General features: G+C 71.2%; 16 protein-coding genes and 1 pseudogene. 8 read left to right on the top strand and 9 right to left on the bottom strand.

The genetic code is table 11. The features are described from left to right. Window positions 1-129 precede the first annotated feature (129 nt). Window positions 130-1,242: a DUF4037 domain-containing protein gene (locus tag G3I54_RS31945; RefSeq protein WP_164619786.1), complete on the top strand. Its 1,113-nt coding sequence runs from the start codon at window positions 130-132 to the stop codon at window positions 1,240-1,242. A gap of 115 nt (window positions 1,243-1,357) precedes the next feature. On the opposite strand, the gene G3I54_RS31950 is transcribed toward G3I54_RS31945, so the two are convergent. After that, window positions 1,358-3,187, bottom strand: coding sequence for a lysyl oxidase family protein (locus G3I54_RS31950; protein WP_203687444.1), 1,830 nt, complete (start codon window positions 3,185-3,187; stop codon window positions 1,358-1,360). A 225-nt stretch (window positions 3,188-3,412) separates the two neighbouring features. Continuing rightward, a complete protein-coding gene (locus G3I54_RS31955) occupies window positions 3,413-4,510 on the bottom strand; it encodes an AsnC family transcriptional regulator (protein ID WP_164619790.1) in 1,098 nt (365 codons plus the stop codon). Between the two features lie 153 nt (window positions 4,511-4,663). Here G3I54_RS31955 and G3I54_RS31960 point away from each other — a divergent pair, with 153 nt between their 5' ends. Together G3I54_RS31960 and G3I54_RS31965 are read left to right on the top strand one after the other, a co-directional pair. Further along, entirely contained in the window at window positions 4,664-5,050 is a 387-nt protein-coding gene (locus tag G3I54_RS31960) for a VOC family protein (RefSeq protein WP_164619792.1), read from the top strand. A gap of 53 nt (window positions 5,051-5,103) precedes the next feature. After that, window positions 5,104-5,574: a hypothetical protein gene (locus G3I54_RS31965; RefSeq protein WP_164619794.1), complete on the top strand. Its 471-nt coding sequence runs from the start codon at window positions 5,104-5,106 to the stop codon at window positions 5,572-5,574. 47 nt (window positions 5,575-5,621) lie between these two features. Here the strand turns inward: G3I54_RS31965 and G3I54_RS31970 are convergent, their stop codons facing one another. Then, window positions 5,622-6,017: a MarR family transcriptional regulator gene (locus G3I54_RS31970; protein WP_164619796.1), complete on the bottom strand. Its 396-nt coding sequence runs from the start codon at window positions 6,015-6,017 to the stop codon at window positions 5,622-5,624. 81 nt (window positions 6,018-6,098) lie between these two features. Here G3I54_RS31970 and G3I54_RS31975 point away from each other — a divergent pair, with 81 nt between their 5' ends. Then, window positions 6,099-7,553, top strand: a complete 1,455-nt coding sequence (locus tag G3I54_RS31975; protein WP_164619798.1) for an MFS transporter — start codon at window positions 6,099-6,101, stop codon at window positions 7,551-7,553. Window positions 7,554-7,674: 121 nt separating this feature from the next. Here the strand turns inward: G3I54_RS31975 and G3I54_RS31980 are convergent, their stop codons facing one another. The 3 genes from G3I54_RS31980 to G3I54_RS31990 form a co-directional block, all read right to left on the bottom strand. Beyond that, complete coding sequence (locus tag G3I54_RS31980) at window positions 7,675-10,380, bottom strand: tetratricopeptide repeat protein (protein ID WP_203687445.1); 2,706 nt, start codon at window positions 10,378-10,380, stop codon at window positions 7,675-7,677. A gap of 58 nt (window positions 10,381-10,438) precedes the next feature. Then, the gene (locus G3I54_RS31985; protein WP_239144674.1) at window positions 10,439-10,873 is read right to left on the bottom strand and encodes a tRNA-dependent cyclodipeptide synthase; all 435 of its coding nucleotides are present in this window, start codon (window positions 10,871-10,873) and stop codon (window positions 10,439-10,441) included. Between the two features lie 160 nt (window positions 10,874-11,033). Continuing rightward, window positions 11,034-11,618: a TetR/AcrR family transcriptional regulator gene (locus G3I54_RS31990; RefSeq protein WP_164619802.1), complete on the bottom strand. Its 585-nt coding sequence runs from the start codon at window positions 11,616-11,618 to the stop codon at window positions 11,034-11,036. A 161-nt stretch (window positions 11,619-11,779) separates the two neighbouring features. Between G3I54_RS31990 and G3I54_RS31995 the strand changes: the two genes are divergently transcribed. Then, the gene (locus tag G3I54_RS31995; protein ID WP_164619804.1) at window positions 11,780-12,337 is read left to right on the top strand and encodes a hypothetical protein; all 558 of its coding nucleotides are present in this window, start codon (window positions 11,780-11,782) and stop codon (window positions 12,335-12,337) included. A 22-nt stretch (window positions 12,338-12,359) separates the two neighbouring features. Here G3I54_RS31995 and G3I54_RS32000 read toward each other — a convergent pair whose 3' ends face one another. Next, the gene (locus G3I54_RS32000) at window positions 12,360-13,745 is read right to left on the bottom strand and encodes an alpha/beta fold hydrolase (protein WP_343240480.1); all 1,386 of its coding nucleotides are present in this window, start codon (window positions 13,743-13,745) and stop codon (window positions 12,360-12,362) included. Window positions 13,746-13,812: 67 nt separating this feature from the next. Here G3I54_RS32000 and G3I54_RS32005 point away from each other — a divergent pair, with 67 nt between their 5' ends. Beyond that, window positions 13,813-14,412: a TetR-like C-terminal domain-containing protein gene (locus G3I54_RS32005; protein WP_164619806.1), complete on the top strand. Its 600-nt coding sequence runs from the start codon at window positions 13,813-13,815 to the stop codon at window positions 14,410-14,412. 121 nt (window positions 14,413-14,533) lie between these two features. Here G3I54_RS32005 and G3I54_RS32010 read toward each other — a convergent pair whose 3' ends face one another. Continuing rightward, on the bottom strand, window positions 14,534-15,955 hold the full coding sequence (locus tag G3I54_RS32010; protein ID WP_164619808.1) for a PLP-dependent aminotransferase family protein: 1,422 nt from the start codon (window positions 15,953-15,955) through the stop codon (window positions 14,534-14,536). 97 nt (window positions 15,956-16,052) lie between these two features. On the opposite strand from G3I54_RS32010, the gene G3I54_RS32015 reads away from it, so the two are divergent. Together G3I54_RS32015 and G3I54_RS32020 are read left to right on the top strand one after the other, a co-directional pair. Continuing rightward, window positions 16,053-17,258 carry an aminotransferase class V-fold PLP-dependent enzyme gene (locus G3I54_RS32015; RefSeq protein ID WP_343240481.1) on the top strand — a complete coding sequence of 402 codons (1,206 nt, stop codon included), beginning with the start codon at window positions 16,053-16,055 and terminating at the stop codon, window positions 17,256-17,258. Window positions 17,259-17,423: 165 nt separating this feature from the next. Then, the gene (locus G3I54_RS32020; RefSeq protein ID WP_164619812.1) at window positions 17,424-18,221 is read left to right on the top strand and encodes a hypothetical protein; all 798 of its coding nucleotides are present in this window, start codon (window positions 17,424-17,426) and stop codon (window positions 18,219-18,221) included. Between the two features lie 263 nt (window positions 18,222-18,484). Here the strand turns inward: G3I54_RS32020 and G3I54_RS32025 are convergent. Then, a pseudogene (locus G3I54_RS32025) lies at window positions 18,485-19,246 on the bottom strand (MarR family transcriptional regulator); the annotation flags it as partial. Window positions 19,247-19,278: the final 32 nt, after the last annotated feature.

The raw sequence follows: 19,278 nt of genomic DNA on the forward strand, positions 1-19,278 counted from the left end.
GCAGGACGGCGGGGCCCGCCGACGGCCCGGCAGTACGTCCGCACGGCCCGACGGCGCGCCCGGCAGCACGGCCGGGCGCGGCGTGGAAATCGGCTGGCCCGCGCCGCCCGCGCCGCGCAGAGTGACCGCATGACGATGCCCGATCGCGCGTTCCTGCCCGGACTCGACCTGTCCCGGATCCTCTACGAGGAGGCCGTCCGGCCGGTCCTCGAAGCGGAGTATCCCGGGCTGCGGTACGCGGCGGCCCGGATCGGCTCCGGCTCCGAGGTGCTCGGCTTCGACACCGCCCGGTCGGCGGACCACGAGTGGGGCCCGCGCCTGGAACTGTTCCTGGAACCGGCCGATTCCGCCGCGTACGGGGAACGGCTGCACGGCCTGCTCGCCGAGCGGCTGCCCAAGCACGTGCGCGGCTGGCCGACGCACTTCCGGCACGGCGACCCGGCGGACCCGATCGGTCGGATGGCCCTGACCGACGGACCGGTCCACCACCGTGTCTCCGTCGGGGACGTCGGCGGGTGGCTGCACGACCGGCTCGGGCTGCGCCCCGGCCCCGGCGGGGAACCCGGGCAGCCGGTGGTCCGCGACTGGCTGGCCATGCCGCAGCAGAGGCTGGCGGAGACCGCGGAAGGCGCGGTGTTCCACGACGGCGTCGGCGCGTTGACCCGGGCGCGGCAGGAGCTGGCCTGGTATCCGGACGAGGTGTGGCGCTATCTGCTGGCCTGCCAGTGGCAGCGGATCTCGCAGGAGGAGGCGTTCGTCGGGCGCTGCGCGGAGGTGGGGGACGAGCTGGGGTCGGCGGTGGTCGCTGGGCGGCTCGTGCGTGACCTGATGCGCCTGTGCCTCCTCCTCGCGCGGCGGTACGCGCCGTACGGCAAGTGGCTGGGCAGCGCCTTCGCCCGGCTGCCCGTGGCCGGTGAGCTGCTGCCCGCGCTGCGGGGGGCCGTCGCGGCCACGGACCACCCGGCGCGCGAACGGCACCTCTGCGACGCGTACGAGGCCGTGGCCGCGCTGCAGAACCGCACGGGTCTCGCGGACACGGTGGACCCCGGGCGGCGGCCGTACCACAGCCGCCCGTTCCAGGTGCTGCACGCCGAGCGCTTCGCCGGGGCGCTGGCCCGCACCGTCACCGACCCGGAACTGCGGGCCCTGCCGCTGACCGGGAGCGTGGACCAGTGGGCGGACAGCACGGACTTCCTGGGGCGGCACGGAGCGGTGCGGGCCGCGGTCGACGCGCTGGAGTGAGGGGGCGTCTCCTGGTCCGAGCGCGTTCCGAGCCCCGCACGCCACCGGCCCCGGGAAAGCCTGCGAAAAGGCTTTCCCGGGGCCGGCGTACAGCTCACTGTGCCTGTGCGGAGGGTCAGTTGGCGTCCACCAGGTGGTGGGCGGGGACCTTCACCGTGCGGGCGCCCTTCTTGCCGCCGAGGACGACCTTGCGCAGGGCGCTGTTGTTGTTGTGGTTGGTCTCCTTGAGCCGGTTCTCCGGGTTGGCGAGGACCTGGATGTAGTACGTGCCGTTCGGCAGGTCCGTGATGTCGAAGGACTGGCCGGGCAGGTCCTGGGTGTAGGTGTCACCGGAGCCGACGTCGAGCACCTCGCGGACGGAGATCGAGTTCTCCTGGCCGCACGCGGTGGACAGATCGGTGTTGTCCGGGTGCCAGTTCGCGTTCTTCACCGTGTAGTCGACGGCGTCGGTGTTGGCCAGGCAGAACGCCTCCTTGCCGCTGCGCACGGTCTCCTTCTGGTCGGCCTTCAGCAGCCGGTAGCTGGCGAAGTCCGTGAAGTGCCAGTGCTCGTGGCCGGGGCGCGGGTCCCACTCCATGGTGCCGGTCGGGGTGTAGCCGACCTGCTTGCCGTCGGCGTCGTAGAAGTACTGGTAGGCGTCCATCAGCTCCTTGCCCGGGGAGCGGAAGCCGTCCACGACGAGCTTGGCCGGGCCCGCGTTCCACACGTTGGCGCTGAAGGCGAGGTAGTCCTTGCCGGGCACGTCCTCGTAACCGTCGCTGACGGTGATGCCGTACGCGGGCAGCGAGCGCAGGTCCGGCTTGGGCACGTCGGGCACGGTCGCCTTGCCGGTGGGCCGCTTGGCGTTGGGCCGTGCGCCGGGCGCCTGGCGCGACCCGTCGGTCTGCCCGGCGCGGTCGCCGACCTTGGCGGCGGAGAAGGCCTGCCGCTGGAGGGACTCCTTCTTCAGCGCCCAGGGCAGGGCGGGCGGCGCCGGCGGGTAGGGGCCGTGGCCGACGTTGAACGTGGCGCCGGCGCCGGTCGTCCGGGTGGCGGGTGCCTCGGTACGGGCGGGAGCGCCGTGCCCGGCGTGGGCCGAGGGCTCGGCGGACTCGGCGGCGGCCTGCCCGTGCCCTTCGTGCCCGGTGTGCCCCGCGTGCCCGGAGGCGGCGGACTTGGACGCGCCGGACTTCGGAGCACCGGACTTCGGGGCCGCGCTGCGCGGCTCGGCGGCGACGCCCTCGCCCTGTTCCTCCCAACTGCGCTCGCGCACGACGACCTTGACGGTCTGCGGCTTGTTGGCGATGCCGAACAGGTCGCGGTACTTCTTCGTCACCGAGATCTTGGCGGTGTAGGTGCCGGCGGCCAGCTGGACCGGATCGGAGTAGTACCCGGCGTAGGTGTTGGAGGCCCAGCCGTTCTCGACGCCCCACACCGAGCCGAGGGTGAAGGGGTTCACCGGACAGCTCTGCGGATACTTCGAGTTGGCGGGGGCGTCCGGCCGGATCCGCCCGGAGGCGTTGTTCGGGCAGAAGGCCTCGGTCTTGCTCAGCACGGTCTTGCCCGCCGAGTCGGTGACCGCGATCTTCGCGAAGTCCGGCAGCCCGGAGAAGTCCTTCACGAGCCCGGCGGGCAGCACCTTGGTCGTGGTCTTCTTCCCGTTCCGCAGGATCTGCTTGGCGACCACCGGGTCCTTGTAGGACTTACGGGTCACCTTGAGCTCGAAGGCGCCGTTCTCGGAGGTGAGATACGTCCCGAGGTCCAGATAGACGCCGGGATCTTCCTTCCACGAGTCGAGCGTCACCGAGGTGGAGGCGGCGACGAGGCCGAGCTTCGGCGTCGGCTCCGCCGTCTTCGCGTCGGGCGCGGCGGCGACGACGCCCGCCGTCACGGCGACGGCCGCGGCGATGGCGATCGACGGGCGGGTCAGTCGGTGTGTGCGGCCCTGCTGAGATCTGGTCATCATTCCTCGTACTTCCGGACTTCCGAGTGCGTGATGGAACGTGGACGTTCAGCACGGCCCCAACTCACCTGTGGCGACGCTGTGTCCGGCCTGTGAGAGGCGGCAGGGGGTGGGTCGGGTTGTCTCCCGTCCCCCGAGTGGCGCAGGGTTGTCCGAAAACTCATGTGATACGCAGAGCCCCACAAGCCCTCCGAAAGCACCGCGCAGCCCCCGGAATCCCCAGGGCCGCTACGGCGTGGCAGCTCTGCCGGACGCCGTACCCGCACGCTTTTCGGCCAGGGGCGCGAGCAGCGGACCGGCTCGTTTCGTACGTCGCTGGGTCACCGCGCTCTCGATGCCGGTGATGCCGTGCAGCGCGGCCAACTCGTCGGTCACATAGGCGTGCAGCCCGCTCACGCTGCGGCACTCCACCATGGCGAAGACGGAGCTCCGCCCGGTGGTGAGAGCGGCGAACGCGACCTGAGGGTGCCCGGCCAGCGCGTCGGCCACGGCCCGGAGACCGGCCGGAGGGACGTCGAGCCACAGGAGGGCCTCGATGGGATACCCGAACAGGGCGGGGTCGATCTCCACCTCGAAGACGAGGACCCCGGAGTCCCGCAGCTGCCCGATGCGCCGCCGTACGGTGGATTCCGAGCACCCCGTGGCCGCGGCCAGCCGCCCCAGGTCCGCCCGCGCGTCCTGCGACAGGGCGCGCAGCAGGGCGTTGTCGGCGGCGCTGAGCACGGTCGCCGGCGCATGCTCCGCTTCCGCGGAGGCGGCCACCGCTTCCACGGCCCCCGCCGCGGCTTCCGCGGAGCCCGTCGGCGGCACGCTGCCCTGCCGCGGCGGCCGCAACAGGCGTTGCTCCGCCTCGTCGAGGGCGTCCATCCGCCCGGCCCACCCGCCGACACCCGCGACCGGCCGCAGCACGCAGGCCGCGTCGACCTCCCGTACCCCAGCCGTCCGGGCGAGCTGCTCGAAGAACGAGCGCCGACCGTCGTCGCCAGGCTGCGGCGTACGGATCATGCAGGTGAGTTCGGTGCCGCCCACCAGCGGCGCGATCCATGACGTGTCGTCCCGCCGTGCGAGCTGGACGGCGAGCGTTTCCAGCGCCTCGGGCGCACAGCGGACCCTGACGATCCAGTCCAGCATCCCGGTACGGCCGCCGTCGACCAGCCCGACCACCCGCAGGGCCAGCCGCGACCGGAGCCGGTGGTAGCGGCGTGCCACCGTGCGTTCCGGTACGCCGACGGCGGCCGCGATACGGCTGAACGGCAGTCGTCCGTCGAGCTGGAGGGCGTGGATCAGCCGACGGTCCAAGGCGTCGAGCGTGACCGTTTCCGTCACCAGCACCCCTCCCCGTGTCCGATCACCGCGAACTCCGCGTGGATCACGTCCTGTTCGGCCGGCCCCGGACCGACACTGCCGATGACCACGGACCCGTGTGCCCGCCGAGGACACGCGGGAGCGCAGAGAGACAGTGAAAGAGGACCCACCACCATGCTGACCGTACTCCCGATCAGGTACGTCGCCGACGTGGCCGCGTCACGACGCTTCTACACGGGCCTGGGACTCGTCCTCCGCCCCGAACAGAGCGTCGATGTCTGGGCCCAACTCTCCGCTGGAGCAGGGGAAATGGGGATCCATGACGCAGCGGTCTCCCAGGGCCGCCCGCCCGGCACCACCGAACTGGGCTTCGCCACCGATGAGCCCCTGGAGGCGGTGGCGGACCGCCTGGCGGTGGCGGGCTACGCCTACGACCTGGTCGACGAGAACTTCGGCCGCAGCATCCGCGTCACGGACCCGGACGGTGTGATCGTCCAGATCCAGGAGATCGACCGGGCCACGGTCCGACGCTCGGCGGCGGCGAACGCGCCCCGGCCCTGAGGACACCGCCCGCGGTCCCACCCGGCCACCACCCCGAAAGGAATGTCTGCCCCATGGAACCCCTCATCGCTCTGGTCGGCACCACCTGCCTCGCGCTGATCGTCGGAGCGTGCGGGGTCCATGGCCTCCGACGGCTGCCCGTCGCGCTGCGCGGCGGACTGGCGGTCATGTTCCTGCTGACCGGCGGAGCCCATTTCATCGGCATGCGCGACGAACTCGTCGCCATGGTGCCGCCCGCCCTGCCGGCCCCCGGTCTGCTCGTCACGGTGACCGGCGTCGCCGAGATCGCGGCGGCCCTGGCCCTGCTGTGGCGCCGGACGACCGCTCCGGCGGCCGGGCTGCTCACCTTCCTGCTGATCGCGATGTTCCCGGCCAACGTGTACGCGGCGGACACCGCCGAGACCTGGTGGGACGAGCTGATCCCGCGCACCCTGACGCAGCTCGTCTTCCTCGCGGCGGCGACGACGGTGCTGGTGGACGGGATCCGCGCGGCGCGGGGCCCGTCCGATCAGCAGACCGCCTGACCGGCTGACCGCCCGATCACCGACCAAGTGGCCAACCGGCCAACCGATCAACCGATCAACGCACGGGCGTCGGCGTTCTCCTCGGCGATCCGGCCGAGCACGTCCTCGACGGTCGCGGCGGCGTCCGCGAAGATCCGGTGCCCCGAATCGGTGAGCCGGATCTGGGAGCTGCGGCCGTCGCCGGGGGAGGGCTCACGGGCCACGTACCCCGCGTCGATCATCTGCGTCACCAGCCGGGAGACCTGCGGCTGACTGCGCGAGGTGCGGGTGCTGACCTCTCCCGGGCGGATCCACTCCGCCTCGTGCGACAGCACCTCCATGATCTCGTAGGCGCTGACGCAGAGGTCGTACTTCTCGGACAGGGCGTGCTCGATCCGCTGGTTCATGAGGGCGCCGACGCGCACCAGGGACAGCCACCGGTCGGAAAGAGGATTGTTCGCCACGCTTGGCAGTCTAGGTCCGCCCGCACTACATTATCGATTCATTCGCATGAATGTAATTATCTCGCGGACCAGGAGACACCCATGCCCGAAGCCCCAGTACTCACGGATGTCCGACCAGGCGGGGACCGGATTCCCGCCAAGGCGTCCTGGCTGCCGATGGCCGCCGTGGGCGTGGCGCAGCTGATGGTCATGCTCGACGTGACGGTCGTCAACGTGGCCCTGCCCTCGATCGGCGCCGACCTGCCCGCCGGACCGTCCGCACTCCAGTGGGTGATCAGCGCGTACATCCTGCTGTACGGGAGCCTGCTGCTGTTCGGCGGCCGGGTCTCCGACGTGATTGGGCGGCGCAGGGCCTTCCTGGCCGGACTGCTGGCCTTCGCCGTGGCGTCCGTCCTGTGCGGTCTCGCCGGGAACCAGGAACTCCTCATCGCCGGACGGGCGTTGCAGGGCCTGGGTGCGGCGGTGCTGTCGGCCGCGGCGCTGTCGATCGTGCTGACGGTGTACGGGAACGAGGAGCAGCGCAAGGCGGCCCTCGCGCTCTGGAGCGGCCTGGGCGTCATCGGGGCCATCCTCGGCGCGGTGCTGGGCGGTCTCGTCGTCTCGGCCGTCAGCTGGCGCTGGGCCTTCCTCATCAACGTTCCGGTGAGCCTCGCCGCCGGTGTCCTGGCGCTGCGCAGCCTGCCCGCCATGGCGCCGGCCGGCCGTCGGCCCCTGCGCCTGCCCACGGCCTTCCTGGCCACGACAGGCCTGGCCTGCCTGTCCTTCGGGCTCATCCGGCTGCACGACGGGATAACCTCGGCCACCGCGTGGTCGAGCATGGCCCTGTCCGCCGTACTGCTCACGGTGGTGGCCCGCACGGAGCTCGGGAAGTCCGACCCCCTGCTGCCGCTGCACCTGCTGCGGATACCGACGTACTGGCTCAGCAGCCTGGGTCTGCTGCTCGCCGCCGTGGTGATGATGGGCAGCTCCTACCTCGCGAGCAACTACTTCCAGGGCGCCCACGGCATGAGCGCGTTCGCCACCGGCCTCGCCCTGCTGCCGATGGGCCTGGCCTCCCTGGTCTTCGCCCTCTTCGTGCCGAGCCTGATCGACCGGGCCGGTCCGGGCGGCGCCTACCTGGCCGGGGCGTTCGCCCAGATCATCGGCGCCGCCCTGCTCGCGGCCGGCCCGTCCGGCGTCCCGACGGCCGTCGTCGCGCTGATCGTCATCGGCGCGGGCCTGCCCACCTGCTTCGTCCCGCTGTACGGCATCGGCGCCTCCCATGTACGCCCCGAGGAGTCGGGTGTCGGCTCGGCCCTCCTCAACACGTTCAACGAGAGCGGCGCGGCCCTCGGGATCGCGGTGATCGGCACGATCCTGGCGACCACCCTGCACCGCGAGACCACGTCCGGCTCGTCCGTCGCCCGGGCCACGACCGCCGGCGTCGGCCACGGCTTCCTGGCCCTGGCGATCTGCGCGGCCCTCGCCGCGGGCATCGCCCTGGCACTGCACCGGCTGACCCGCGCCGAGACGGCCGTCGCGGCGGACCACGGCTGAGGGGCGTCCACGCCACTCCGGTTCGACCCGCTCGCCCGGACCGGGCAGCTCCCGCCCTTCACGGCGGTGGGCTCCCGGGGCCGGGCGGCCGTGTCTTCGCACAACCGGGACCCGCCCGGGGTCATGTGTCCGGTGCGGACCGCTCCTCCGCGTGGTCCTCGGCCTCCTGAGGATCCGCCCCGAAGATCCGGTGGAACTCCGACCAGGCGGCGGCGCGTTCAGGATCGCCTTCGGGCAGGCAGAAGGCCAACTGCTCCCACGCCAGTCCGAGCTGCCCGACCGCCGCGTCGAAGTCGTCGGAGCCTTCGGAGCAGTCGGAGTCGGTGGTGAGCGCGCGGAGTATGCGGACCGCCTCTCGGGCGGAATCTGCCGCGGCAGATCTGTCTTCGAGACCGTTCTGCGCCTGGCTGAGATTCACGTATGTCTGTGCCAGGGGCGTGATCAGCGCGTCGGAGAACACCGGGAACGCGGTGTGCAGCAGCTCGATCGCTTCGGTGAGGACCGGCAATGCCTGCGCGTAGTTCGTGACCGACACCAGGTTCTGGCCGAGCAGGACCATGGTGATGGCGAACCTGCGATCGTCCTGTGAGATCCCGGCCTCTCTGAGCTGCCGTTCCACCCCCACCAGCTCACGCCGGACCTTGATCAGCTCGTCGGTGGTCTCCACCTCCTCCAGCACGCCCACCAGCGCGAAAAGGCATCCGCCCAGTTCTTCCCGGTAGCGGAGCGGCACATGCTCCGCGAGGTGCCGTAGAAGCACGGCGGCCTTCGCCAGAGCGGCGGCGGCCTCTCCGGTCCGGCCGACCTGTCCGAGGCTCAACCCCAGGTTGTGCAGCGTGCTGGCGTAGTCGGGCTGGTGCGTCGGGGGATCATCGGCGGACAGCCGGCGCAGGGCGTCGGCTGCCCGGATGCCAAACTGGACCGCCTCGTGGGGGCGGTCCAGTTCGTGCATCAGGCTGGCGATCCTCGCAGTGGCGCGGACCGATGCCGGGGTGAAGCGCTCGATGTTCCGTGCCGCCAGCTCCTGGTACAGCTCCTCGGCTTCGAGAGCGGCGGTGAGCGAACCTTGCGGGTCCCCAGAGTCGACGAGCGCCTTGGCATGATTGCTCAGACTCTTCGCCAGGGCGGCCTTGTAGGTGGTGGCGTCTTCCCCCGCTCTTCTTGCGGCTTCGTCAGCATGGTCCCGCAGGATTTGGATCGCCTCAGCGGTGATCGGTATCGGATTCCCGCCCATCCTCCCGATCGCCTCGGAATAGAGGTTGAGGAGATCGATCAGCTCGGCCAGGGACGTGATGTCCAGCAGATCCAGGTTCTCCCGCGCGAGCCGTACGGCCTCGCCCAGCACCCGGGCTGCTTCGACGTTCTCACCGCAGGCCAGCAGTCGGCTGCCGAGCATCCCCCACACCAGGATTGCACCGGCGTCGGACTCTCCCTCGGGTACTGCCTCGACGATGCGTTGCGTCAGCTTGAGTCGAGCGTATGCCAGTTCCACGCCCGGGTCCGGACGTATGGCGACGACCAGCACAGTGCCCAGGGAAAGGTGCTCAGCCACCGCGAGCATGAGAGCGGGCGAGGTTTCGGCGAGTTCCGGCCGCCGGATGATCACGCGGTCCAGGAGGTCCCGTACGGCCTCATGACGCGCGGCGTTCGCGAGGACGAGCAGGGCCTGGCGGACATCGCCGTCCCGCAGGACTTCGCCGCCGAGCAGGAGCATGGCCAGATCGTCGGCGAACTCGTCGTCGCGGCCCAGGTACCAGCCGAGGAAGTCCTCGGCGAATCGGTCGGGGCGCAGCGGCACCAGGTGCTGGTCGCCCGGATACAGGAGGCGGTGGGCCGTCAGCGCTCGGTTGGCTTCGGCCTGCCCGTCGGTGACTCCGGCGGCGATCAGCAGTTCACGCGCCGAGTTCCGGGTGGCGAAGGGGCCGACGAGGGTCGCCAGGGCCACGAGCGCCCGCATGGTGTCCGCATCGGTCGAGGCATTCCAGCGACGTTGCTCGTGCAGCAACAGATAGCGGGAGATGTCGCCGGGGCGCCCATCGTCGTTGCCCGCCGCGACAACGGCGGCCAGCGCCGCCATGTGAAGGGTCAGTGGTGAGGCGTACGAGGGAGCTGCCAGGTCGTCCGGGGCGGGCGGTGACAGGCCGGGTAGCTCCAGGGCCTGAGCGAAGCTGGCGGCCGCCTCGTGGAAGAGCGTCTCCCTCGACCGTTCAGGGAAGCCGGTCAGCGCGGCCGGCGGAGCGAACGCGATACCCAGGCCGTCGAGCTCGGCCTCCAGCTGATCCCAGAGGTGAGTGTGGGAGCGGGCCAGCAGCAGGACCCGCACGGTGTGGTCCCGTCCGGCGGAACGTACGGATGCGAGCATCTCCAGCAGGCTCGTGTAGCGCCAGCGCTCGGCGTAGTCGACGACGATCAGCAGCTGTTCGCCGATCTCACCTCGGGCGAGAGGCAACGCCGGTACCGGTGTCGTGAGGTCCCTGGCCTGCGCGACGGACCACCCATCGGCAGCGGTGCGGGAGGCGAAATGCTGTGCGGTACGCGTCTTGCCCTGCCCGCCCGGTCCGTGGAGGAGAAGCACCGAGAGGCTCTCCGGGCCGTCCCGCCAGACGGTGAGTGCCCGCAGGTCGGCGATCGGCGGGGAGTAGGGAACCACCCGGTTTCCCGGATGCAGCAGGTAGCTCGGCTGATGCCGCACGCTCGTCGGCGGCCCGGGCGACTGCGCCGGGCTGAGAAGCTCCAACCGGAACGAGGGCCGTTCCAGAAGGATGGACAGGTCGCCGGTGACCTCCCCGATCTGGATGTTGTGACCGCCGATCCACGAGCTGTCCACGGACGGGCGGTCCACCCGTGCTGCCCCCGCTCCCCCCCGAACCCGCCGACGACACCGGTCAGGTCCGGCCGATCCGTACGGCTCCGCCCGCCTGCCCGATCTGGATGTTGTCCCCGCCGATTTCGCTGTGGGAGACGGACGGACTGTGGTCCCCCGTCCGTACCCCCGGCATCGCCGCCCCCAACAAGGTGGCCAGTTCACCCCGCAGCTCGACGTCCTCGCGCAGTGCCCGCTCCAGCTGCTGTCGCAGCCCGGCGGTGGCGTCCGCGTCCCCCGGCCGGTCGGCGGCCTCGGCCACGGCCTGTTCCAGCTCGGTCCGCCCGGACGAGTTCTGGCGGCGCCACAGGGTCTGCAGGATGCGGCGTCCCAGGGCCACAGTGCCATCCACCGCGGTCCCCTCCGCCCGGGTGAGAACGGCCGTCCCGTAGGCGCCGACGGCGGCTGCCACGTACGGCCCGGCCTGGTCCACCCACTGCATGATCTCCGCGTCCATGACGTCCCTGCCCCGTGAAGCGGTCGGCCCGCGGCTGCGGCCCGTTTCCCCGGCTTTCAGGCTAAGTGAACGTGCCGGGGGGCCAGATGCCTTTGACGACATCCGTTCCGGACGGAGCCGGGCCGCGTACGCGGGACCTGCCTGTATAGGCCGGAGGCCCTCAGGCCCCGCGTGCCCGCAGGATTCCTTCGACGCCCAGGAGGAAGGTCTCGGCGATCGGCTTCGGGTCGGAGAGGCAGCCCGCGGCCATGGCGCCGTCGCGGAGCATGACGAGGTGTCGGCCGGCCCCGTCGGCGGGCTCGTCGCCGATCTGCGCCAGCAGTTCGGTGACGGTCTCCAGGAACCACTGGCGGTGGGCCAGGACGGCCTGGTGGATGGGGTGGGCGGGGTCGGGGTATTCGGCCGCCGCGTTGAGGAAGGCGCAGCCGCGGAAGCCGGGGCTCTGAATGCCTCCGGTGATGAACCGGCCGATCGCCCGGACCGCGTCGGCCGCCGACGGCTCGCCCGCCCGTGCGGCCTCGATGCCCGCCCGGATGCCCCGGTCGGCCTGGTCGAGGTAGGCGAGGACGAGCTCTTCCTTGCCGGTGAAGTGCCGGTAGAGCGTGGCGCGGGTGACCTGCGCCTCCGCGATGATCCGGTCGACGCCGACGGAGTGGATGCCCTCCGCGTAGAAGATCCTGGTCGCCGTGTCGAGCAGTCGCGCTCGCGCCGCCGACGTACTGGCCCTTCCCGTGCCCTCGCTCATACGGCCAGATTACCGCACGCGTGAGGGAGAACGTTCGGTCTTGACAGGGGTGGCCGCGTTCCTTTGAATGGATAGCGAGACCGAACGTTCTCCCTCGCTAGGTGGAGGGCCTCCGGTGCCCGCCGACCGCTATCAACTCGGCCTTCCTGAAAGGAACTTCCATGGACACCCTCGTCGGTACCGCTCCCGCCGGCTTTCCCACCGCCCTGCGCAAGCTGTACCTCCTGCGCTTCGCGTTCGCCGCGGTGTGGGCCGCCCTGCTGTTCGCGACCGCCGACACGCTGGGCGCGCTCACCGCCACGCTGCTGGTGCTCTATCCGCTGTTCGACGTGGCCTGCGCGGTCGTCGACATCCGGTCCGCCCGGGCGAACGGCCAACCGGTGCGCGCCCTGTACGTGAACATCGCGCTCAGCGCCCTCACCGGCATCGGCCTCGCCGTCGCCGCCACCTCCGGCATCCCCGCCGTCCTGCGGGTCTGGGGCGTCTGGGCGGTCACCGCGGGCATCGTCCAGCTCGTCGTCGGCGCCGCCCGACGCCAACTCGGCGGCCAGTGGGCCATGATCGCCAGCGGCGGAATCTCCACGCTCGCCGGCGCCTCGTTCATCGCCCAGGCGGGCAAGGACGGCGCCTCCCTGAACAACCTGGCCGGTTACGCCTTCCTCGGCGGCGTCTTCTTCCTGGTCTCCGCCCTCCGCCTGGGCCGCGCCCGCCGGGGATGACGTACCGCCCGGGCTTCACCCCTCACCGGTGGTCGCGCAGGAAGGCGGGGATCTCCTCGCGGGTCGGATGGTCCGGCAGGGGCGCGGGCTCGTCCTGGAGGAATGCGGTGATGACGTCGGCGGCCCGGTCGTCGTTGTCGTCGAGCCCGTTCCACATGTGGTGTCCGACTCCGGGCAGGTACTGCGTGCGCTGGATCGCGGGGTCGTCGGCGAGGACGGCGGTCGCCCACTGGCGGACCTGGGAGGAGCACTCGGCGATCATCAGCATCGCGGGGGTCCGGGAGCGCCGCAGTTGCGGGGCGATGGAGGGCGAGTCCTTGATGGTCTGCTGGACGCGGAGGCTGGCGGCGGCGCTGAAGGAGAAGTTCTCCGCCGTGTCCTCGGTCGGGATGCGGTGTGCGTCGCGCGCGCAGTAGCTGGCCGCGGTGTCGCCGCCGAGGTCTGCGGCGGTGAACGCGTTGGCGCCTTCGGCCTGTCCGATCAGCCCGGTTTCGGGGGTGAGGAGCCCGAGCCGTATGAGGCCGAACGCGACGGCGTACCGCGGGACATGGGTCGACCGCGGTCCGGTCACGTCCGGCGCGAGACCGCGTGCGGACGGCCGGCCCTGGTGTCCGGCGATACGGGCGGTGGGGCCGTCCATCGGGCCGGGCTCGGCGATGATCGCCCGGTTCAGGCGGGTGGCGGTACGCGGGTCGGCCAGGGCCCGGGTGAGCACGGCCCCGCCCGAGGAGAAACCGAGGACGTCGACCCTGCCCCGGTCCAGGCGGTCGACGAAAGCGGAGAAGTCACGCACCGAGCGGGAGATCGTGTACTGCTCCATGGGGAGCAGGCCGCTCCGCCCGCCGCCCGCCTGTTCGTAGGCGTAGACGTCGTAGCCCCGGCGCGCCAGGAGCCGCAGGAACCGGTGGTCGAGCACCGAGATGCTGCGAACCGGCCCGCCGTGGAGGTAGACGAGCGGAACGGAGTGCCGGGGGCCGCTGGTCGCGGGCGGGTGGTGATACACCGCGACCCGGCTGCCGGTGGCCAGGCTCCAGTGCTGCGTCGCCACGAACGGCAGGTCGGGCGGGGGCTGTCGGGCGGTGGGCGCGCTCGGGACGCAGACCGACGCCGTCAACGCCGCCGCGACGACCACCGGCAGGAACGGCATGAGCCGCGCCGCCCCCGCCCGGGTACGACGCCGGCCCCGCCACAGGATGACGGCGGTCCCGACTCCGAGGGTCACCAGCCATGCGCCGAGCCCCGAGCCCGCCCCGTCCGTGAGGACGAGCGTCCCGAGAAAGACGACGGCCAGTGCCGCGACGGCGGCCAGGACCAGCAGTAAGCGGCCGGTGAAGCGGGCGAGGCGTATGCGGGCGAGACGTATGCGGGCGAGACGTATGCGGGCGAGACGTGTGACGGGCGTGGGCACGGCGAACCTCCGAAGTTTCCAAACGCTGTTTCAAAACGACGTTATCAGAGGAGGTACGCTTCTCGTCATGGGTAGGCCGAGGACGAACGACGCGACTGTCAGGGAGCGACTCGTGGAGTGCGCGACCGAACTGCTCGCCACCCGCCCGCAGGAGTCGGTCACGGTCCGCGCCGTGGCGACGGCCGCCGAGACGTCGACGGCGGCGGTGTACTCCCTGTTCGGCGGCAAGGAAGGTCTGATCGGAGCGGTCCGCGACCGAGCCGTGGCCGGCCTCTTCCGGACCCTGACCGCGGTGCCGGCCTCGGAGGACCCCCTCGCCGACATCTACGCGCTGGCCGCCGCGTACCGACGATGGGGCGTCGAGCACAGCCACCTCTACGCGGTGCTGTTCGGCGGAGTGCAATCCTTCGATCCGTCAGGGGCGGTCGGAGCCGGTGACCCCGTCCGGCCGCTCATCTCGGCGATCGATCGCGCGGTGGAACAGGCCGTCCTCGACGGCGACGGGACGGAGATCGCCGTCTCGCTCTGGGTGGCCCTGCACGGGCTGGTGACCCTCGAACTCGCCGGCGCCTTCGACGCCCCCACCGCCGACAGCGCCTTCCGGTCGACGATCCTCGCCACGCTGCGCGGCTGGGCGGCGCCTTCGGGTTCCGCCGTGCGCTCCTGAACGGCCGGGGTCGGCGGCTGCGGCTGCGGCGTATGGCCCGGTGGGAGCGCCGGCGGAGGTACGAGAGATCAGCTGCACCAGAGCATGGATCTGCGGCAGAGCCCGGCGCTTTGCCTGCGCCTCACCCTTGCCCGGGGCGGAGATCCGCCAGCGCGGCTCCCAGCCGACGCGCACCCTCGGTCAGTTCGGTGTGGTCGGCGGCGGCGGCGAACCCGATACGCAGGTGGGCCGCCGGCGGCTCGGTGGCGAAGTAGCGGCTGCCGGCGCTCACGGCGACGCCGCGTTGCCGCGCGGCGTTCGTCAGTACGGTGTCGTCCACGCCGGCCGGCAGGCGGACCCACAGGTGGAGCCCGCCCGCGGGCACGGCGTTCAAGGCCACACCGGGCACTTCCCGGGCGACCGCGGCGGCCAGCGTGGCGCACCGCTCCCGGAGCGCCACGCCGAGAGACCGTACGTGCCGGTCCCAGGACGGGGAGCTGAGCACCTCCAGCGCGGCCTCCTGCAGCGGGCGGGTGACGAAGAAGTCGTCGACCAGGCGCACCGCCCGCATGCGCTCCATCACCGGCCCGCGCGCCACCAGCGCCCCGATCCGCAGGCTCGGCGCCGCGGGCTTGGTGAGTGAGGTCACGTGGACGACCGTGCCGTCGGGGTCGTCGGACACCAGTGGTGGAGGCACCGGGCCGCCGTGTCCCAGGTGCCGCGCGAAATCGTCCTCGATCACGAACGCGCCCGAAGCGCGCGCCACATCGAGGATCTGGCCGCGACGTTCGGGCGCCAGCACGGTGCCGGTCGGATTCTGGTAGGTCGGCTGGCAGTACAGCAACCGTGCGCCGGTCATCGCGAACGCGTCGGCCAGCAGGTCGGGTCGTACGCCGTCGGCGTCGAGCGGCACCGGCACCGGCCGCAGCCCCGCGGCGCGGGCCGCGGCCAGAGCCCGAGGATAGGTCGGCGACTCCACCAGGACCGGGCTGCCGGGCCCGGCGATGGCCCGGAACGCGATCGACAGGGCGCTCTGCCCTCCCGCGGTGACCAGCACGTCCTCCGCTGTCACGCTGCCGCCGACGATCCGGGCGAACACGGTGCGCAGCGCCGCCAGACCGCCGACCGGGGCGCGGTCCCAGGCGTCCGGACGGCGTGCCGCCCGCGCCAGGGCGGCGCTCAGGGCTCGGGTGGGCTGGAGGGAGCGGTGCACGTAACCGCCGTCCAGGGTGATCGTCCCGGCCGGCGGCGGCCCGAGCGGGTCGGCGATCAGGCGGGTGTCGACGGCCCGGTCGGTGAGGGCGACCGTCTGCCAGGCCGTGTCGGTGGCAGTGACCTCGTCGCGGGGCCTGGCGCGCTGCGCCACGTACGTACCGCTGCCGGGGCGGGTCACCACCGCGCCCTCGGCGGCCAGCGCGGCGATGGCCCGCGCCACGGTCGCGGGGCCGACGCGGTACTCCTTGATCAGCTCCCGGCTGCTCGGCAGCCGGTCGCCGGGCGAAAGCCGGGAGAGCAGCGTACGGATGCTGTCGGCCAACTCGCCAGAAGTGCTACCGTCGTTCATGAGAGATGAGAATAGCGCTACTGGATCCGCCCCGGAAGCACTTCAGCGGGAAGCGCGTCAACGGGAAGCAGGTCAACGGGAAGCAGTTCACCTGGACGTGGCCGCCCTGCGATCGGACACCCCGGGCTGCCGGCAGGTCATCCACTTCAACAACGCGGGCTGCGGACTGCTGGCCGCCCCGGTTCTCGACGCGATGGTCGGCCATCTGAACCTCGAAGCACGGATCGGCGGCTACGAGGCGTCGGCCGCCCGAGCCGGCGAAGTCCGCGAGTTCTACACGGAGATCGCCGCCCTCATCAACACCACGCCCGACAACATCGCCTTCGCGGGCAGCGCCACCCACGCCTACGCGAACGCCCTGTCGTCGATCCCGTTCGAGGCCGACGACGTCATCCTCACCACTCGCGACGACTTCGTCTCCAACCAGATCGCCTTCCTGTCCCTGCGCAAGCGCTTCGGCGTACGCATCGTCCACGCGCCCGACGCACCCGAGGGCGGGGTCGATGTGGAGGCGATGGCCGCGCTGATGCGGAGCCACCGCCCGCGCCTGGTGTCCGCCACTCATGTCCCGACCAACTCCGGCCTGGTCTCGCCGATCGCCGAAATCGGCCGCCACTGCCGTGAGTTGGACCTGCTCTACCTGGTCGACGCCTGCCAGTCGGTGGGCCAGTTCGTCATCGACGTGGAAGAGATCGGCTGCGACCTTCTCACCGCCACCTGCCGCAAGTTCCTCCGCGGCCCGCGCGGATCCGGATTCCTGTACGTCTCCGACCGCGTCCTGCGCGCCGGCTACGAACCGCTGTTCATCGACATGCACGGCGCCCGCTGGAACCGGCCGGGCGGCTACGAGCCCGTCGGGACGGCGGCCCGGTTCGAGGAGTGGGAGTTCCCCTACGCCACGGTGCTCGGCAGCGCCGCCGCGACGCGCTATGCCCGCAAGGTCGGCATCGAGGCCATCGAGCAGCGCACACCGGCGCTCGCTACCCGACTGCGCGACCGGCTCCGACCCGTACCCGGGGTGCGCGTGCTCGACCGCGGCCCGCGTCTCGCCGCGCTGGTCACCTTCGGCGTGGAGGGCTGGCAGCCGCAGCCGTTCAAGGAGGCCATGGACGCCCGTGGCATCAACTCGGCTCTCAGCTTCCGCGAGTTCGCACAGTTCGACTTCGCGGACAAGGGCGTCGAATGGTGCCTGCGCCTGTCGCCGCACTACTACAACACCGAGGAGGAGGTGGACCACGTCGCCGACGCGGTCGCGGACCTCGTCGGCCGGGGGCGAATGAGACCAGAACTGAGATCACGCTGAACCATGTACTGCCGGTCAACGTGCTTCTGGCGAACGCGGGATCTCTGTCGATGCGCCATGCGGAGGGTGAAGCCCACGGCCCCTCCCCTCACACATAAATCACTCGGCAGGGTGGACCGCGTCTTGGGGCGCATGGACGACACACGTAGGGCTAATACCTCCGGCATGAACGCCACCACCGTTGAGTCGGTCCCGCTTCCCATGATCACCGCCACCTCTTCGTGTTCCGCCTACACCTGGTGCACGGACAGCGGCGACCACGAGTCGCACATGGGCGTTGTCGCCGACGTGTCGAGCACCCGTCAGGGATCGCTCCCTCACGTGCGTGCCTGGCTCCACGATCTCAATGGCGACGGCGAGCTGACCGCCAGCGTCACCTACGAGGGCGAAAGCGATGACTTCGACATCGCCGGGCTGCGTGCCCATGCCGTGCGGGTCGGCGCATTCGCCGGCCAAGTGATGGCACTTGCTGACCAGCTTCAGGCCGGGACGTACTCGCCTGATCCGACTGCCATCACTGCGAAGAAGCCAAGCACCTGGACGATCGCCATTGAAGGGGGCGGGCAGATTTCCGGGCATCTTCCTCCGTGGATCGAGCGCAGCTCCGCCGCAGATTTCGCGGAGAAACCGCTACGCGCTGACCGACTCGGCTTGCTGGTGGACATTGATCACTGGCTCTCTATCGAAGGCGTCGAGATGAACGTGGCCGGTCCTGGGTACGAGGACCCGGCCGAGCCCGAAGAGATTCTTCGCGGACACTTGCAAGTACGCCCCTTCGACAGCGACCCGGCCTCCCGTGTACCACACGTCGACCTAGAGGTGGTGGAGGGGCGCTGGATGGAGAATCTCGGACCCGCTGACCTGGCAGACATTGCCGACAAGCTACGGGAGCAGGCCGCGCGGCTTGACGACACCCGCCAAATGCTCGTTGAAGCAAGGATCGACTGGGAAGCGAACGCATAACCAAGCCTGCTGGCGAGGACGGCACAGAAGTGCGTCGCTTCCGGTTTTCTCGGTATCAGAACCTGTAGTGAACGACTCTTGCCTGAAGTTGGGTATGTCTGAACTGATTCAGCCCTGCGTCGGCCATGTGGGGCGTTTCAATTCCTTTCCAGGAGGAGGCGTTCATCATGGTGTTCGGGATCTCGCGGAGGCGAATGTTTTTCTTGCTTTCTGCTGGTGGCTTCTGCTGGCCGGGAGGTGTGAGCCAACCGTGGGCTTGGTTCTCAGACGGCTTTGAGGAGTTCGCGGAGGTTGGTCATGCGCGCTCTGACGTCGGCGGCCTCGGCGGGTGGGATCGGGCTCTTGTCGTTCTCAGGGCTGTGGGTTTCGCGGCAGGGGCGGCAGAGCCCGTCGGGGAGCGCTTCGGGGTGGCCTGGGCGGCCGCAGTCGGTGCATTCCAGGAGGATGCGGCGAGCGGGGTCGGAGGGCTCCGGTGACATGTTCGGGCCCGGCAGCCGGGGCGGCATCTTGTCGATGAGGCGGCGGCGGAGAAGGCCGACGGGAAAGCCGACCTGGGCGGGAAGCCCTGCCGTCAGGGCACCGGCCAGGTAGTCGACGGTCACGCCCCGGGCGAGCCATTTCGCCGCCAGTGGTTCGAGCGCGGCGCAGTCGTCGGCGGAGAGGGCGAGTCGGTGGTCGTCGCGGCCGAGGCGGGCCAGGGCGAGGTAGGCGGGGCTGGCTTTCGCGGGAACCGTGTCGGGGGCGGGCGACGCGGGCTCGGCGTCCGGCGCCTGGGCCGGGGTGCGTTGCTGCGGTACGCCGGTGGGTTCGGGGGCCAGTTCCGTGCCGGGGCCCACGGGTACGGGCGGCGGCGGAGTGTCCTCGGCCGGGACCCAGGGCGGCGGGGAAGCGGCGTCGGGGATCGAGGCGTCGGGCGCGGAGCTGACCGCCTGGGTGGCGTTCTCGGTGGCGAGGTAGGTGTTCCACCATTCGTTGTCGTGGGCGGTGCGGGACCAGAAGGTGCGGAAGACCCAGCGATGATCTTCGGCTGGCCGCGAACTTGCGTATCTTCCTGCTC

It is taken from the genome of Streptomyces sp. SID14515 (genome assembly GCF_010548505.1).
Classification (GTDB): Bacteria; Actinomycetota; Actinomycetes; order Streptomycetales; family Streptomycetaceae; genus Streptomyces; species Streptomyces caviscabies.

Coding starts and splice junctions, on each gene's coding strand:
- G3I54_RS31945 (WP_164619786.1), top strand. CDS start 130: ATGACGATGCCCGATCGCGCGTTCCTGCCCGGACTCGACCTGTCCCGG.
- G3I54_RS31950 (WP_203687444.1), bottom strand. CDS start 3,187: ATGATGACCAGATCTCAGCAGGGCCGCACACACCGACTGACCCGCCCG.
- G3I54_RS31960 (WP_164619792.1), top strand. CDS start 4,664: ATGCTGACCGTACTCCCGATCAGGTACGTCGCCGACGTGGCCGCGTCA.
- G3I54_RS31965 (WP_164619794.1), top strand. CDS start 5,104: ATGGAACCCCTCATCGCTCTGGTCGGCACCACCTGCCTCGCGCTGATC.
- G3I54_RS31975 (WP_164619798.1), top strand. CDS start 6,099: ATGCCCGAAGCCCCAGTACTCACGGATGTCCGACCAGGCGGGGACCGG.
- G3I54_RS31985 (WP_239144674.1), bottom strand. CDS start 10,873: ATGGACGCGGAGATCATGCAGTGGGTGGACCAGGCCGGGCCGTACGTG.
- G3I54_RS31990 (WP_164619802.1), bottom strand. CDS start 11,618: ATGAGCGAGGGCACGGGAAGGGCCAGTACGTCGGCGGCGCGAGCGCGA.
- G3I54_RS31995 (WP_164619804.1), top strand. CDS start 11,780: ATGGACACCCTCGTCGGTACCGCTCCCGCCGGCTTTCCCACCGCCCTG.
- G3I54_RS32005 (WP_164619806.1), top strand. CDS start 13,813: ATGGGTAGGCCGAGGACGAACGACGCGACTGTCAGGGAGCGACTCGTG.
- G3I54_RS32010 (WP_164619808.1), bottom strand. CDS start 15,955: ATGAACGACGGTAGCACTTCTGGCGAGTTGGCCGACAGCATCCGTACG.
- G3I54_RS32020 (WP_164619812.1), top strand. CDS start 17,424: ATGAACGCCACCACCGTTGAGTCGGTCCCGCTTCCCATGATCACCGCC.